This is a genomic window from Streptomyces durmitorensis, assembly GCF_023498005.1.
GTDB classification, from domain to species: Bacteria; Actinomycetota; Actinomycetes; order Streptomycetales; family Streptomycetaceae; genus Streptomyces; species Streptomyces durmitorensis.
The window spans coordinates 5372102-5386983 of sequence record NZ_CP097289.1 but is presented as its reverse complement, the minus strand read 5'-3'; the positions used below and the strand labels follow the sequence as shown (position 1 = coordinate 5386983).

11 protein-coding genes are annotated in these 14882 nt (G+C 68.5%); 4 read left to right on the top strand and 7 right to left on the bottom strand.

Annotated features, from left to right (window positions below; genetic code table 11):
- Positions 1–50: 50 nt before the first annotated feature.
- The 4 genes from M4V62_RS24255 to M4V62_RS24240 all read right to left on the bottom strand — a co-directional run bounded on the left by M4V62_RS24255 (position 51) and on the right by M4V62_RS24240 (position 4585).
- A complete protein-coding gene (locus M4V62_RS24255; RefSeq protein ID WP_249589331.1) occupies positions 51–1178 on the bottom strand; it encodes an LLM class flavin-dependent oxidoreductase in 1128 nt (375 codons plus the stop codon).
- A gap of 127 nt (positions 1179–1305) precedes the next feature.
- A complete protein-coding gene (locus tag M4V62_RS24250; RefSeq protein ID WP_249589330.1) occupies positions 1306–2091 on the bottom strand; it encodes an SDR family NAD(P)-dependent oxidoreductase in 786 nt (261 codons plus the stop codon).
- 129 nt (positions 2092–2220) lie between these two features.
- A complete protein-coding gene (locus M4V62_RS24245; RefSeq protein WP_249589329.1) occupies positions 2221–3180 on the bottom strand; it encodes an LLM class F420-dependent oxidoreductase in 960 nt (319 codons plus the stop codon).
- A gap of 178 nt (positions 3181–3358) precedes the next feature.
- Positions 3359–4585: an amidohydrolase family protein gene (locus tag M4V62_RS24240; protein ID WP_249592966.1), complete on the bottom strand. Its 1227-nt coding sequence runs from the start codon at positions 4583–4585 to the stop codon at positions 3359–3361.
- A 306-nt stretch (positions 4586–4891) separates the two neighbouring features.
- On the opposite strand from M4V62_RS24240, the gene afsR reads away from it, so the two are divergent.
- The 3 genes from afsR (at position 4892) to M4V62_RS24225 (ending at position 9084) form a co-directional block, all read left to right on the top strand.
- Positions 4892–7843, top strand: a complete 2952-nt coding sequence (afsR, locus tag M4V62_RS24235) for an SARP-family global regulator AfsR (protein WP_249589328.1) — start codon at positions 4892–4894, stop codon at positions 7841–7843.
- A 209-nt stretch (positions 7844–8052) separates the two neighbouring features.
- Complete coding sequence (locus tag M4V62_RS24230; RefSeq protein ID WP_249589327.1) at positions 8053–8229, top strand: hypothetical protein; 177 nt, start codon at positions 8053–8055, stop codon at positions 8227–8229.
- 228 nt (positions 8230–8457) lie between these two features.
- On the top strand, positions 8458–9084 hold the full coding sequence (locus M4V62_RS24225; protein WP_249589326.1) for a DJ-1/PfpI family protein: 627 nt from the start codon (positions 8458–8460) through the stop codon (positions 9082–9084).
- Here the strand turns inward: M4V62_RS24225 and M4V62_RS24220 are convergent, their stop codons facing one another.
- Positions 9085–9438, bottom strand: coding sequence for a Uma2 family endonuclease (locus M4V62_RS24220; protein WP_249589325.1), 354 nt, complete (start codon positions 9436–9438; stop codon positions 9085–9087). It abuts the gene before it with no gap.
- Between the two features lie 23 nt (positions 9439–9461).
- On the opposite strand from M4V62_RS24220, the gene M4V62_RS24215 reads away from it, so the two are divergent.
- The gene (locus M4V62_RS24215) at positions 9462–10073 is read left to right on the top strand and encodes a hypothetical protein (protein WP_249589324.1); all 612 of its coding nucleotides are present in this window, start codon (positions 9462–9464) and stop codon (positions 10071–10073) included.
- Between the two features lie 24 nt (positions 10074–10097).
- Here the strand turns inward: M4V62_RS24215 and M4V62_RS24210 are convergent, their stop codons facing one another.
- Both M4V62_RS24210 and dnaE read right to left on the bottom strand, forming a co-directional pair.
- Positions 10098–11081, bottom strand: coding sequence for an alpha/beta fold hydrolase (locus M4V62_RS24210; RefSeq protein WP_249589323.1), 984 nt, complete (start codon positions 11079–11081; stop codon positions 10098–10100).
- A gap of 198 nt (positions 11082–11279) precedes the next feature.
- Positions 11280–14843 (bottom strand): DNA polymerase III subunit alpha, encoded by a 3564-nt coding sequence (dnaE, locus tag M4V62_RS24205; RefSeq protein WP_249589322.1) that lies wholly within the window; start codon positions 14841–14843, stop codon positions 11280–11282.
- Positions 14844–14882: the final 39 nt, after the last annotated feature.

Below are 14882 nucleotides of genomic sequence, written 5' to 3'. Positions count from 1 at the left end.
CCCCGACCTCCGTCCGGGAAGGGAAGGCCGGGGCAGCAAGAGGGGGCGGCTCAACCGCCGGAGGCACCCCGCATACGCGTGGTCCGGTGCACAGGATCCGTATCGATCTTCGGAATCACGTGCTCACCGATCAGCTTGATCGTGTTCTTCGTGTCCTCGGGCGAGATCCCGATCGGAAGCCCGAAGCTGAGCTGATCGGCCCCGGCCTGCTCCCACCGCTTGCACTGCGTGAGCACCTCGTCCGGGTCACCGCAGATCATCAGCTCCTCGGCGATGAGCAGCTCGATGATCTCCTCGCTGTACTCGGGCAGCAGCTCGGGCCATTCGGGGATGCCCTCGGGCCGCGGGAAGGTGTCGTGGTAGCGGAAGAGCAGCGACTGGAGGTAGTTGAGACCCCCGCTCACCGCGATCTCGACCGCCTTCTTGTGCGTCTCCGCGCAGATCGCGGTCGAGGTCACCATGACGTTGTCGTTGACGAAGGCGCCGACCGGCTCGGCGTCCTTCACGGCCGTCTTGTACGACTCCAGGACCCACTCCATGTCGGAGACCTTCTGCACGCTGAAGCCCAGTACCCCGAGCCCCTTCTTTCCTGCCATCGCATACGAGGGCGGGGACCCGGCGGCGTACCACATCGCCGGGTGCGCCTTGCCGTACGGCTTGGGCAGGATCTTGCGGGGCGGCAGCGACCAGTGTTTGCCCTGGAAGCCGACGTACTCGTCCTGGAGCCACATCTTGGGGAACTCGGCGATGGTCTCTTCCCAGAGTTCCTTGGTGTGGTTCATGTCGGTGATGCCCGGCATGAAACCCAATATCTCGTGCGACCCGGCGCCTCGCCCGGACCCGAACTCGAAGCGTCCTTCGGAGAGATGGTCGAGCATGGCGACCTTCTCGGCGACCTTGACCGGGTGGTTCACCGGGGCGAGCGGGTTGAAGATGCCGGAGCCCAGGTGGATGCGGTCGGTGGCGTGGGCGAGATAGCCGAGGAAGACGTCATTGGCGGAGAGGTGCGAGTACTCCTCCAGGAAGTGGTGCTCGGAGGCCCAGGCGTACTTGAAGCCGGACTTGTCCGCCTGGATGACGTACTCGGTCTCCTCGATGAGCGCCTTGTGCTCGGCTTCGGGGTCGACCTTGGCCCGCTTGGCGGGCACATATCCCTGTACAAAGAGACCGAATTCCAAGGAGGTTCACCATCCTCGTGAGTTTCTGACGAACGAGTTTCTGACGAACCGTCAGATTGCGATGCGTCGACTGTTCCACCGGCCGCGAGGACCGTCAATACCTGGGCGCCCACCTACTGACGCGACGTCAGACAATGCTGACCCCCGCGAGCCACCCTCCGTCGATGACGAACGGCTGCCCGGTGATGTACGCCGAGTCGTCCCCGGTCAGGAAGAGGGCGAGGGCGGCGACCTCCTCGGGCTTCCCGATCCGCCCCAGCGGCACGAGCTTCTTGTACAGCTCGGCGACGGCCTCCTGCGCCTCGGTGGGGTCGGCGGTCGGGTCGAGCTGCGCGGGGTTGGTCATCGGGGTGTCGACGGCACCCGGGCAGACGGCGTTGACACGGATGTTCTTGGCGGCGAGCTCCATCGCGGCGACGCGGGTGAGCCCGAGGATGGCGTGCTTGGTCGCGGCGTACGCGCCGACGTACGCCATGCCCGTCATCGCCGTGTACGACGCGGTGTTCACGATGGTCCCGCCGCCGGCGGCCTCGATCTCGGGCGCGACGGTGCGGATGCCGAGGAAGCAGCCGATCTGGTTGACCTGGATGACCTGCTGGAACTCTTCCAGCGGGGTGCTGACCAGCTCGTTGAAGCGCAGGATCCCGGCGTTGTTGACCAGGCCGTCGATCTTCCCGAAGGCGTCCTTGGCGGCGCCGACCGCCGCGGTCCAGTCGGCCTCCTGGCTGACGTCGAGGTGCACGAACCTGGCCACGTCCCCGCCGAGCTCCTTGGCGAGCGCCTCGCCCTGGTCGTCGAGCACGTCGCCGATGACGACCCTCGCCCCCTCGGCCGCGAAGAGCCGCGCCTCCTGCTCACCCTGCCCGCGCGCCCCGCCGGTGACGATGACGACGCGGCCGTCCAGCTTGCCCATACCTGTCTCCTTGAATGAGGTCCGAGAGGTTGCGAGGCCGGTGCGGGGTCTCAGTTGCGGTGCGGGATTTCCGTCGAGATGCGGGGTATCCGTCGAGATGCGGATGCTCAGTGGTCGAGATACGGATGCTCAGTTGAGGTGCGGGGCGACATCGGCGGCGAACGCGGCCATCTGGTCGGTGAGTTCGGTACGGCTGCGCGAGCGGAACCGCACCTGGATCTGCTGCACCCCCATCGCCCCGTACGCGCGCAGCGACTCGGCGAGGGCATCCGGCTTCCCGCTGAGCGTGCGCCGCCCCACGGACCAGCCGGGCTCCCCCACGTACAGGGGCTCGGCGATCGCCCCCACGACGATCGGCTCCGCCACCCCCGCCTCCTCGCGCAGCCGCTTGAGCCTGGCGATCTGCGCGGGCAGCTTGTCGCGCGGGTCGCCCTGCGGCAGCCACCCGTCGCCGCGCACCGCGGCCCTGCGGACGGCCGCGGGCGACGAGCCGCCCACCCAGATGGGCACGCGTTCCTGCACGGGCCGCGGCTGCTGGCCCAGGTCGCTGAAGTCGTAGTGCTCGCCGTGGTGTTCGGGAAATTCCTCGGCGCCGAGCGAGGCCTTCAGCGCGTCGACGGTCTCGTCGAGCACGGGCCCGCGCCGCGCGAAGTCGGCCCCGACGGCGTCGAACTCCTCCTGCACGTGCCCGGCCCCCACCCCCAGGATCAGCCGCCCGCCGCTGAGCCGGTCCAGGGTGGCGTACTGCTTGGCGCTGACCAGCGGATGCCGCAGACCGACGACGGCGACATGACTCATCAGCCGTACGTTCTCGGTGATCCCGGCGAGGAAGGAGAGGGTGGCCACCGGGTCGTACCAGACGGTGCTCATGGTGTCGGCGAGCCGCCGCGGGATGGCCACGTGGTCACAGCTCGCGATGTACGCGAAGCCGCCGCGGTCGGCGGTGCGGGCGATCTCGGCGAGATCCTCGGCGGCGGCGTCCGCCTCCCACGCCTCCGCGTACATGACACTCTGGGACTGGATCGGGAGCTGCATCCCGTAGACCAGTCGCCCTTGCGGGAAGATGTGCGCCAGCGCGTTGGCAGCCATGGGAACCCGACCCCTCACCTTGATCTGACGGTCTGTCATATACGGCGACGGACACATCGTCGTAGCTGACGGTCCGTCAGGCAAGGGTTGAGGGACGGGCAACTCGGCGGGCGACGCGACAAGGACCCGCCGGGCAGCCGCCCTCCCCCAGAGCAGCCACCCGGCAGCACATGAGCACTTACGCCCCGGGCCCCGGCCACAGCCCGTCGTCCGTGAGCCCCAGCAGGTCGATGGCGTTGCCCCGCACGATCCGGTCGACGACGTCCGGCGCGAGGTGCCCCATCTGCGACTCCCCCACCTCCCTGGACTTGGGCCAGGTCGAGTCGGAGTGCGGATAGTCGGTCTCGTACAGGACGTTCCCGACACCGATCGAGTCGAGATTCTTCAGCCCGAAGGCGTCGTCGAAGAAGCAGCCGTAGACGTGCTCGGTGAAGAGCTCGGACGGCGGCCGGTGCACCTTGTCGGCCACCCCGCCCCACCCGCGGTTCTCCTCCCAGACCACGTCGGCGCGCTCAAGGATGTAGGGGATCCACCCGATCTGCCCCTCCGCGTACATGATCCTGAGGTTCGGGAAGCGCTCGAACTTGCCGCTCATCAGCCAGTCGACCATCGAGAAGCAGCAGTTGGCGAAGGTGATGGTGGAACCGACGGCGGGCGGCGCGTCCGCGGACGTGCTCGGCATCTTGCTGCTCGACCCGATGTGCATGGCGATGACGGTGCCGGTCTCGTCGCAGGCCCGCAGGAAGGGATCCCACTCGTCCGTGTGGATGGAGGGCAGGCCCAGGTGCGGCGGTATCTCGGAGAAGGCGACGGCACGCACGCCGCGGGCCGCGTTGCGGCGGACCTCGGCGGCGGCGAGCTCGGCGTCCCAGAGCGGAATGAGAGTGAGGGGGATGAGACGGCCCTGCGCGTCGGGGCCGCACCACTCGTCCACCATCCAGTCGTTGTACGCCCGCACACCGAGCAGGCCGAGTTCGCGGTCCTTGGCCTCGGTGAACGTCTGCCCGCAGAAGCGGGGGAAGGTGGGGAAGCAGAGGGCGGACTGGACGTGGTTGACGTCCATGTCGGCGAGGCGGTCGGGCACGCTGAAGGATCCCGGGCGCATCTGCTCGTACGTGATGACCTCGAGCTTGATCTCGTCCCTGTCGCACCCCACGGAGGTGTCGAGGCGGGTGAGGGGCCGGTGCAGGTCCTCGTAGATCCACCAGTCCCCTATGGGCCCTTCGTCCCCCTTCGCCCCCATCACGGGGGCGAACTTCCCGCCCAGGAAGCTCATCGACTTCAGGGGCGCCCGGACGACGCGGGGCCCGCTGTCCCGGTACTTCGACGGGAGCCGGTCCTGCCAGACATGAGCGGGCTCAACGGTGTGGTCGTCCACCGAGATGATCCTCGGGAACGTCGGCAAGGTCTCAGTGGTCTCCATGTGCTCCACGGTAGCGCTGATCTGACGACCCGTCAGCTCCCCGTCAGCTATCCATCGGTGATCGGCCGGCCGTCCATCCCCCGTCCATTACCGGCCGCCGAGTGCGTGGACCCTGTGAGAGCCGTCTCGCACGGCTGACGTATCCGCCATGAACAAGGCAAACTGGCGGGGAGCAAGGGCCAGGTGGAGAACGGAACCAGGCAAAGAGCGACAATCGCGGGCAGGGCAGACCCGCGCGCACGACCAGACCCGGTGACGGCCGGGCACGGAAGGGCAGCAGGGGGAGCGATGGACGTTGTACCGCGAGTACCGGACCAGCGGCGTCCGGCCCCGGGGAACGCCCCCGAGGGCCTGAGACCGCACTTCAGCGTGCTCGGCCCCGTACGTGCGTGGCACGGCGCCGAGCAGCTGTCCATGGGCTCTCCGCAGCAGCGGGCCCTGCTCGCGGCGCTCCTGCTGCGTGACGGCCGCACGGCGACGGCACACGAACTGATCGACGCCCTCTGGGGCGAGGAACCGCCCTCACAGGCACTGGCCGCGGTCCGTACGTACGCGTCGCGCCTGCGCAAGGTGCTCCCGGCCGGTGTCCTGGTCAGCGAGTCGGGCGGCTACTCGATCGCGGTGGCCGACGGCGCCCTGGACCTGGCACTGGCGGAGGACCTGTGGGCGGAGGCGGAGAAGGCACGAGGGGTGTCCGACCTCTGCCAGGCGCGCTCCCTGGTCAACAAGGCGCTGAGCCTGTGGGACGGCGAACCTCTGGCGAACGTCCCCGGTCCCTACGCGGAGACGGAGCGCACGCGCCTGGAGGAGTGGCGCCTCCAGCTCCTCGAATCCCGTCTGGACATGGACCTGGAGGTCGGCTGCCACGCGGAGGCGGTCTCGGAGCTGACGGCGCTGACGGCCGCACACCCCCTGCGGGAGCGCCTGCGCGAACTCCTGATGCTGGCGCTGTACCGCAGCGGACGCCAGGCGGAGGCGCTCGCGGTCTACGCGGACACGCGCCGCCTGCTGGCCGACGAACTGGGGGTGGACCCGCGCCCGGGTCTGAAGGAACTTCAGCAGCGGATCCTCCAGGCGGACCCGGCGCTCGCGGAACCCTCGGCGGCGGCCCCTGAGCCGGCGGCAGCGGCGGTGCGCCCAGCCCAACTCCCCGCCACCGTCCCTGACTTCACGGGCCGGGCATCTTTCGTCTCCGAGCTGAGCGAGATCCTGTCGGCGGCGGAGGGCCGGGTGATGGCGGTCTCGGCGCTCGCGGGCATCGGGGGCGTGGGCAAGACGACGCTCGCCGTCCACGTGGCGCACGTGGCCCGCACCTACTTCCCCGACGGGCAGTTGTACGTGGACCTTCAGGGCGCGGGTTCGAGGGCGGCGGAACCGGAGACGGTGCTGGGCGCGTTCCTGCGGGCCCTGGGGACGGCCGACTCGGCGATACCGGACTCCCTGGAGGAGAGGGCGGCGCTGTACAGGTCGGTCCTGGACGGCCGTCGGGTCCTCGTGGTCCTGGACAACGCACGTGACGCGGCGCAGGTGAGGCCGCTCCTGCCGGGCATGGAGGGCTGCGCGGCCCTGGTGACGAGCCGGATCCGGATGGTGGACCTCGCCGGGGCCCACCTGGTGGACCTGGACGTCATGTCCCCGGAGGAGGCGCTCCTCCTCTTCACCCGGATCGTCGGCGAGGAAAGAGTCACATCGGAGCGGAAGGCCGCGCTCGACGTGGTGGCGGCGTGCGGCTTCCTGCCCTTGGCGATCCGCATCGCGGCGTCCCGCCTGGCGGCCCGCCGTACGTGGACGGTCTCGACGCTGGCCGCGAAACTGGCGGACGAGCGGCGGCGCCTCGACGAACTCCAGGCGGGCGACCTGGCGGTGAAGGCGACGTTCGAGCTGGGCTACGGCCAGCTGGAGCCGGCGCAGGCCCGGGCGTTCCGTTTGCTGGGCCTGGCGGACGGCCCGGACCTCTCACTGGCGGCGGCGGCCGCGGTCCTCGACCTCCCGACGGAGGAGACGGAGGACCTCCTCGAATCACTGGTCGACACTTCTCTGGTGGAGTCGGCGGCTCCGGGTCGGTACCGCTACCACGACCTGGTTCGGCTCTACGCGCGTGCGTGCGCGGAGCGGGAGCTGCCGCCGGCCGAGCGGGAATCGGCGGTGTCGCGGCTGTTGGACTTCTATCTGGCATCGGCGGCCCGGGTCTACGCGATAGAGCGCCCCGGGGACCGGACGGTGGACCACCTCGAAGTGACCGAGCATGTGGGCCAGGACTTCAGCGACGACGCGAAGGCGCTGGACTGGCTGCACTCGGAGGCGGCCTGCATCCTGGCCTGCGTCCAGCAGTCGCTGGGACCGAGCACGTTGCGGCGGGCGGTCGATCTGCTGCTTGCATCCAAGGACTTGGCGGAGTCGGGGGCGAGTTCGCTGCGCTATGAGTTGGCCACTGTGGCTGCGCGGGATGCCGCTTCGGCTGCAGGCGACTCGTACGCCGAGGGGCGGGCGCGGGTCAGCCTGGCTCAAGTACTCAGCCGGGTCGGAGGACAGTTCGAAGAGGCCGCAGCCGAACTGGAGCAGGCCGCGCAGCTCGCGCTCAAGTCCGATGACCCATGGACCAGCGGAAACGCCCCGAATGAGCAGGGGATCACCGCAGCCTGCATGAATCAGCATGCCGCCAGCGAGAGCTTCTTCCGCAAGGCCATCGAAGCCTTTCGCGCTGATGGCAACGGTCCAGGTGAGGCGAGCGCTCTCTGCAACCTCTCCCGGGTACTCGTCTCCATGGGGTGCACGAGCAAGGCAATTGATCTCGCCCGACAAGGCGTGACCATCTACGACGACCTGGGCCTCACATTCCGGCTGGCCAACGCGAAGTACGCCCTCGGGATCAGCCTCAGCCATGCGGGCCGCCATGCGGAGGCTCTTGATGAACTCGCCGACGCCCTCCAGGTCTTCGTGGAGAACCGTCAGCGCCTTTGGGAAGGCACTACTCACTACCGGATCGCTCAAGTGCATCTCCAGGCCGGCCGCTCGGCCCAGGCAGCCAGGCATGCGGAGCAAGCCCTGGCCACCGGCTGCATGGGTGGTGATTGGATGCGTGCCAACGTACTGATCCTTCTGGGAAGGTCGCTCGACAATCTCGGGCAACTCGACCGCGCACGGGCCTGCTGGACGGAAGCTCTGGCCATTCACGAGGGAGCGGGGGCTCTGGAGGCCGACGAAGTACGGGCCCTCCTCGACCCCGTCGCGGCGGCTTGACCGAGCCACCCGCGGCGTTCATCGAACGTTTATGGGTGCCTGCCACTCTCAACACATCGATCCGTCGCGTCGGGGGGCAGACGGGTCGCCTGGGCCCCACCTATATATCGTGAGCGGCCCCTAGATCGCCCGTTCGGCAACCCTCGGGGGAGTTTCCGAACGGGCGATCTAGTTCCCAGAGCCCCTGCAATTCCATAGGAGTTGTCACCATGAGCGATGCGAAGAAGAAGACAACGATCAAGGACGACGGCCACATGCCCGTCCCGCCGAAGGACAGCGAGATCACGACACTCGGCGACGGCCACATGCCCAGCCCGCCGAAGGACGGCGAAGTGACCACGCTGGGCGACGGTCACATGCCCACCCCGCCGGCGAAGGACGCCTAAGACTCACATCCCGACGGGGGACACGGGGGCACGGGGGATACGGGGGAGCAGGGGGAAACGGGGGTCGACCGCGGTGGCGCGGAGGGGAGCCACCGCGGTCGACGCATGTCTGGGCCCACGTCCGGACGCCTCCCATGGCAGAAAAGGCGGGGAACTCGTCATTGCAGCCATCGGGGTGCGTCTGAAGACTTGGGGGACGGCACGACATCGCCCCGGGAAAGGGACCCCATGCAAATAGCGATCCTGCTCTACGACAAGTTCACCGTTCTCGACGCCGTCGGCCCCTTCCAGACCCTCGCCGGACTCCCCGGCGCCGAAGTCGTCTTCGTCGCCGAGCAGGCCGGTCCCGTACTCGACGACACCCGCGCCCTCTCCCTCGTCGCCACGAAGTCCCTCGCCGAGGTCAGCAGCCCGGACATCGTCGTCGTACCGGGAAGTCCTGAGCCCGATCTCAAGAACGAGGCCCTGCTGAACTGGCTGCGCGCCGTTGATGCCACCACCACCTGGACCACCTCCGTCTGCACCGGGTCCCTCATCCTCGCGGCCGCCGGGCTTCTCAAGGGGCGCCGGGCCACGTCCCATTGGCTCGCCCTTGAGCAGATCAAGCAGTTCGGGGTCGACTCCACGGGGCAGCGCGTCGTGTTCGACGGGAAGTACGTCACCGGGGCGGGCGTCTCCGCCGGGATCGACATGGGGCTCACCCTCGCCGGGAAGATCGCGGGCGACGAGCACGCGCAGACCGTGCAGCTGCTCATCGAGTACGACCCCCAGCCGCCGTACGACGCGGGCTCCCCGGAGAAGGCCCCGCCCGCCCTGGTCGAAAAGTTCCGGGCGCAGCCCGCCGCCCAGGCCTAGTCAGACCTCGATCAGACTCCGCAGGTCGATGTCGATCGGGAAGGGCACCTCGGTGGTGAGCTTGCCGGTGTGGACGGGGCGTTCGGGACTCGGGACGAATACGCCGGACTCGTGGTGCCGCCAGAACTCATGGACGACCGGGGCGATCTCGTCGCCGCGCTCCACACGCCAGTAGTAGGCGATGCCCGCTTCCGCGTACATTCCCGGCTTGAGGAAGCGATCATCCTTCCGTGAGCCGGGGGAGACGACCTCGACCGCCAGGACGACCTTCTCTGCTGGGATGCGGTCCAAGGTGGCGATGTCGAGGCCGGTCTTGTCGAAGACGATGACGTCAGACTTCGGAACGGTGCCCACGAGAACGTGGAAGAGTCATGAACATGGTCACCTCAACCCAGCGGCGGCGCCCCTGCACGATGTCCGCTCTCCTCATAGGCGCCGCCCTCGCAGCATCCCTCACCGGCTGCGGCGAGCAGCGGCACGGCACCACCACCGCTGCCTCCGGCTCCGCCTCCCCAGAGGCGAGCCAGACCCCCGGCCCCGGCGCCTCCCCCTACGTGGAACCCGGTGTCGTCGACGGCGCGCCCCACAACGGTGAGAACAACGCCTACCGCCGCCCCGGCGACATGTCCCCCGCGAGCGAGGAAGCCGCCCAGGCCGAGGCCGCCCGCATCGGGCCCGTCCTCAAGCGGCTCCACAAGGCGAAGAAGTGGGACCCCGAGAGCGTGCGGGCCGCGCTCACCGGAGAGCTCGGATACAAGATCGAGAAGTACGGCAGCAAGGGCAAAGTACTCAGCGGCAACCTCATCGTCAGCGCAATGCGCTCCCGCTACGAGAACGACCAGTACGTCACCCCCGAGGGCACCATGATCGGCCTCCGCGTACGCGACGACGCCTGCGTCACCGCCTTCGTGCAGCCCACCAACTACGAGGCGAAGGCCAACGGCCCCTTCATGGAGACCGGCTGCGTGGAGCCACCCGTCGGCCACTGACGCAGGGCGTCAGGCGTCAGGGCGTCACGCCACGTGGAACGCCCTCAGCCACTCCACCAGGAGCCGGTTCACCTCGAACGCCCGCTCCTGCTGCACCCAGTGCCCGCATCCCTCCAGGATGTGCGAGGACACCAGGCCGGGCAGCGTCCGCGGGTACGCCTTGATCGCGTCCGCCAGCCACGTCGTCGACGCGTCCTGGTCGCCGCCGATGAACAGTGACGGCTGAGTGATGGGGGCGCCGTCCCACGGCGCCAGGTCCTCCCAGTCGCGGTCGACGTTGCGGTAGCGGTTGAGGGCGCCCGTCATCCCCGTCCGCTCGAACTCGCCCGCGTAGACGTCGAGATCGGCCTCCGCCAGCCAGGAGGGCAGCCTCGATGCCGGCCCGAAGCGGTCCGACATCCGTCCGCCCCTGGCCACGAAGTGAAGGCTCGGGTGGTCGGGCGACGGCATCGTGTCCGCCGACAGGCCCGCGTAGAACCCCGCGAGCCAGCCCCGCACATCCGGCTCGATCTCCGCCTCCGCCGTCCCCTCCTCCTGGAAGTAGCTGACGTAGAACTCCTCGTCCCCTCCGCCGATCATGGCGAACGCGTCCGTGGGACGGGGCCCGCCCCGGGGCGCGTAGGGGACGCTCAGCAGGCCCACCGCCGTGAACACGTCCGGCCTCAGCAGTGCCGAGTTCGCCGCGATGGCCGAGCCCCAGTCGTGGCCCACGATCGTCGCGGTCTCCGCGCCCAGGGCGCGGACGACCCCGACGTTGTCGGCGACGTGCGCCAGCATCCGGTACGCGTCCACCTCCCGCGGCTTCGACGAGCGGCCGTAGCCACGCACGTCGATCGCCACCGCGCGAAAGCCCGCCTCGGCGAGCACCGGGAGCTGGTGACGCCACGAGTACCAGGACTCGGGGAAGCCGTGGACCAGGAGGACCAAGGGGCCCGTGCCCTGTTCCACGAGGTGGATCCGGCCGCCGGGGACGTCCACCAGGCGGTGGTGCGGGGCGTGGTGCGACATGTTTCCTCCCGGATCAGGATCAGCGGATGCGCCGGCAGCGGCAGAGCAGATGCGTGCGCAGTCGATACGTACGGAACAAGTACGTACGTCATGATCCTGGGCCCCCGCATCCCCCGCCCGCGAGGAACTTTGCCGACCCGGCAAATGGCGCAGCCCGATCCCTACGCCCGCCCGATCCCTAAGCCCTCCCCCGGATCCCTACGCCCCCCGCGCCACCACCACCGCCGCCTTGAGGTCCGCCCAGAACTCCGGGCGGACCGCGACCCGGAACCCGAGCCGGTACACCGTCGTCCGCTCCCTCCCCCGCACCCGCAGCCGCACCTCCGTGGGGCCCGGGTGCGAGCGGAGGATCTCCTTCAGCTGGGCGACCGAGAGCGGGGTGACCTGGGGCTCGTGCATGTCGAGGAGCACGGGCGCGTCCGCCGCCGCGTGCGAGAGGTCTGGGACCGACAGCTCCATCCCCACCAGGCGCGGGACATCCTCCCGTTTGTCGAGGCGACCCTTCACGAACACCACCGTGTCCTCCACCAGTTGGGTCGACACCAGCTGATACGCCGCCGGAAAGAACATGCACTCCAGCGATCCCGCCAGATCCTCCACCGTGGCGACCGCCCACGCGTTGCCCTGCTTCGTCACCTTGCGCTGGAGCCCGGAGATGATGCCGCCGATGGTCACCACCGCGCCGTCCGCGTGCTCGCCCCCGGTCAGGCTCGCGATCGCCGCGTCGGCCTTCGCCGCCAGGACGTGCTCGACGCCGAAGAGGGGGTGGTCGGAGACGTAGAGGCCGAGCATCTCCCGCTCCTGGGCGAGGAGATACGTCTTCTCCCACTCCCCGGAGGGGAACTCGACGTCGAGCCCGAGCCCGAGCCCGAGCCCGAGTCCGAGCCCCGGATCGGCCGCTTCCCGCTCGCCCCCGAAACGCTCGCCCCCGAAGAGGTCGAACTGGCCCTCCGCCTCCCTCCGCTTCACCTGTACGACATTGTCGATCAAGGGCTCGTAGCAAGCCGTGAGCCCTTTGCGCGTATGGCCCATCTCGTCGAAGGCGCCCGCCTTGATGAGTGACTCGGTCGTGCGTTTGTTGCACGCGGTCGCGTCCACCTTCTCCAGGTAGTCGGGGAATGACTCGTACTTCCCCTTCTCCTTGCGGCACTTGACGATCACGTCGACCACGCTCGCCCCCACATTCCGCACCGCCGTCAGGCCGAAGAGAATGACGTCGTCGCCCTGTGCCGCGAAGTTCGCCACCGACGCGTTCACATTCGGCGGCAGGACCCTGATCCCCATCCGGCGGCACTCGTTGAGATAGACCGCGGACTTGTCCTTGTCGTCACGGACGGAGGTCAGCACGGCGGCCATGTACTCGGCCGGGTAATTCGCCTTCAAGTACGCCGTCCAGTACGAGACCAGTGCGTACGCCGCCGCATGCGCCTTGTTGAACGCGTAGCCCGCGAACGGGACAAGGACGTCCCAGACCGCCTGGATCGCCTCGTCCCCGTAACCCCGCTCCCGGCAGCCGTCACGGAACGGGACGAATTCCTTGTCCAGGACTTCCTTCTTCTTCTTGCCCATGGCCCTGCGCAGCAGATCCGCCTGGCCGAGCGTGTAGCCCGCGAGCACCTGCGCCGCCTTCTGTACCTGCTCCTGGTAGACGACCAGGCCGTACGTCAGGCCGAGCACATCCCGCAGGGGCTCCTCCACCTCCGGGTGAATGGGGATGATCTCCTGCTGGGCGTTCTTCCGCAGTGCGTAGTTCGTGTGCGTATTCATGCCCATCGGTCCCGGCCGGTACAGCGCGGTGACCGCCGTGATGTCCTCGAACTCGTCCGGCTTCATCAGGCGCATCAGCGAACGCATCGGGCCGCCGTCGAACTGGAACACGCCCAATGTGTCGCCGCGGCCGAAGAGTTCGAAGGTGCGGGAATCGTCGAGGGGGATGGTGAGGAGATCGAGATCCACGCCCTTGTTCGCCGCCACCATTTTGACCGCGTCGTCCATGATGGTCAGATTCCTGAGGCCCAGGAAGTCTATCTTGAGCAGGCCGAGCGACTCGCACTGCGGATAGTCCCACTGCGTGATCGTCACGCCGTCGCTGTGCCGCACCCACACCGGCACGTGGTCGGTGATGGTCTCGCTGGACATGATGACGCCTGCCGCGTGCACGCCCATCTGTCTGACCAGGCCCTCCACACCTTTCGCGGTGTCGATGACCTTCTTCACGTCGGGTTCGTTCTCGTACATCCCCCGGATCTCGCCCGCCTCGCCGTGGCGAGGGTGGGAGGGGTCCGTGATGCCGGCGAGCTCGATTCCCTTTCCGCCCGCGTCCGGTGGCATCGCCTTCGTCAGGCGGTCGCCCATCGCGTACGGATATCCGAGGACCCGCGCGGAGTCCTTGATGGCGTTCTTCGCCTTGATCTTCCCGTATGTGCCGATCATGGCGACCTTGTCGGCGCCGTACTTCCGCGTCACATACCGGATCACTTCCACGCGCCTGCGCTCGTCGAAGTCGATGTCGACGTCCGGCATCGAGACGCGCTCGGGATTCAGGAACCGCTCGAAGATGAGGCCGTGCTCGATGGGGTCGAGGTCCGTGATGCCCATCGCGTACGAGACGAGTGAACCGGCTGCCGAACCGCGCCCCGGGCCCACCGCGATGCCGTTGTACTTGGCCCACATGATGAAGTCGGCGACCACGAGGAAATAGCCCGGGAACCCCATCTGGATGATGACGTCCATCTCGTACTCGGCCTGCCGCGCATACGCGTCCCCCACCCCTTCCGGAAACCGCCGCCGCATTCCCGTGGCCACCTCGTCGCGGAACCAACTGACCTCCGTATAACCGTCCGGCACCTCGAATTTGGGCATGAGGTCGCGCTTCTCGAACATCCCGGTGGTGTCGATCTGCTCGGCGACCAGCAGCGTGTTCCTGCACCCCTCCTGCCAGGCGTCCGAGGTGTCGATGGCGTACATCTCGTCCCCGGACTTCAGGTGGTAGCCCGTGCCGTCGAAACGGAAGCGGTCCGGGTCCGAGAGGTTCTTGCCGGTCTGGATGCAGAGCAGGGCGTCGTGGGCGGCGGATTCGTGGGCGTAGGTGTAGTGCGAGTCATTGGTGACGAGCGGAGGGATCCCCAGTTCCTTCCCGATCTCCAACAGACCGTCCCTGACCCGGCGTTCGATCTCGATGCCGTGGTCCATCAGCTCCAGGAAATAGCGGTCCTTGCCGAAGATGTCCTGGTACTCGCCCGCCGCCTTGCGGGCCTCGTCGAACTGCCCGAGGCGAAGACGCGTCTGCAGCTCGCCCGACGGGCATCCGGTGGAGGCGATGATCCCCTCCGACCACGCGGCCAGGGTCTCCTTGTCCATGCGAGGCCACTTCTGCAGCCAGCCCTCGGCATACGCGTCCGACGACAGCCGGAAGAGATTGTGCAGCCCCGTTCTGTCCGCCGCCCAGAGGGTCTTGTGGGTGTACCCACCGGAGCCGGACACGTCGTCCCGCTTCTGGTGCGGCTGCCCCCACCGGACCTTCCGCTTGTCGCGGCGGGACCCCGGCGCCACATACGCCTCGATGCCGATGATCGGCGTGACGCCCGCGCCCTGGGCCTGGTGGAAGAAGTCGTACGCACCGTGCAGATTGCCGTGGTCCGTCATCGCGATGTGCGACATGCCCAGCTCGTCGCAGGCCTTGAACATGTCGCCGAGACGGGCGGCTCCGTCGAGGAGCGAGTACTGGGTGTGGACGTGCAGGTGGGTGAAGGGCTTCGGCACTTCCACTCCCGGGGGTCGATCGGTCGGTCGGCCGGTGGG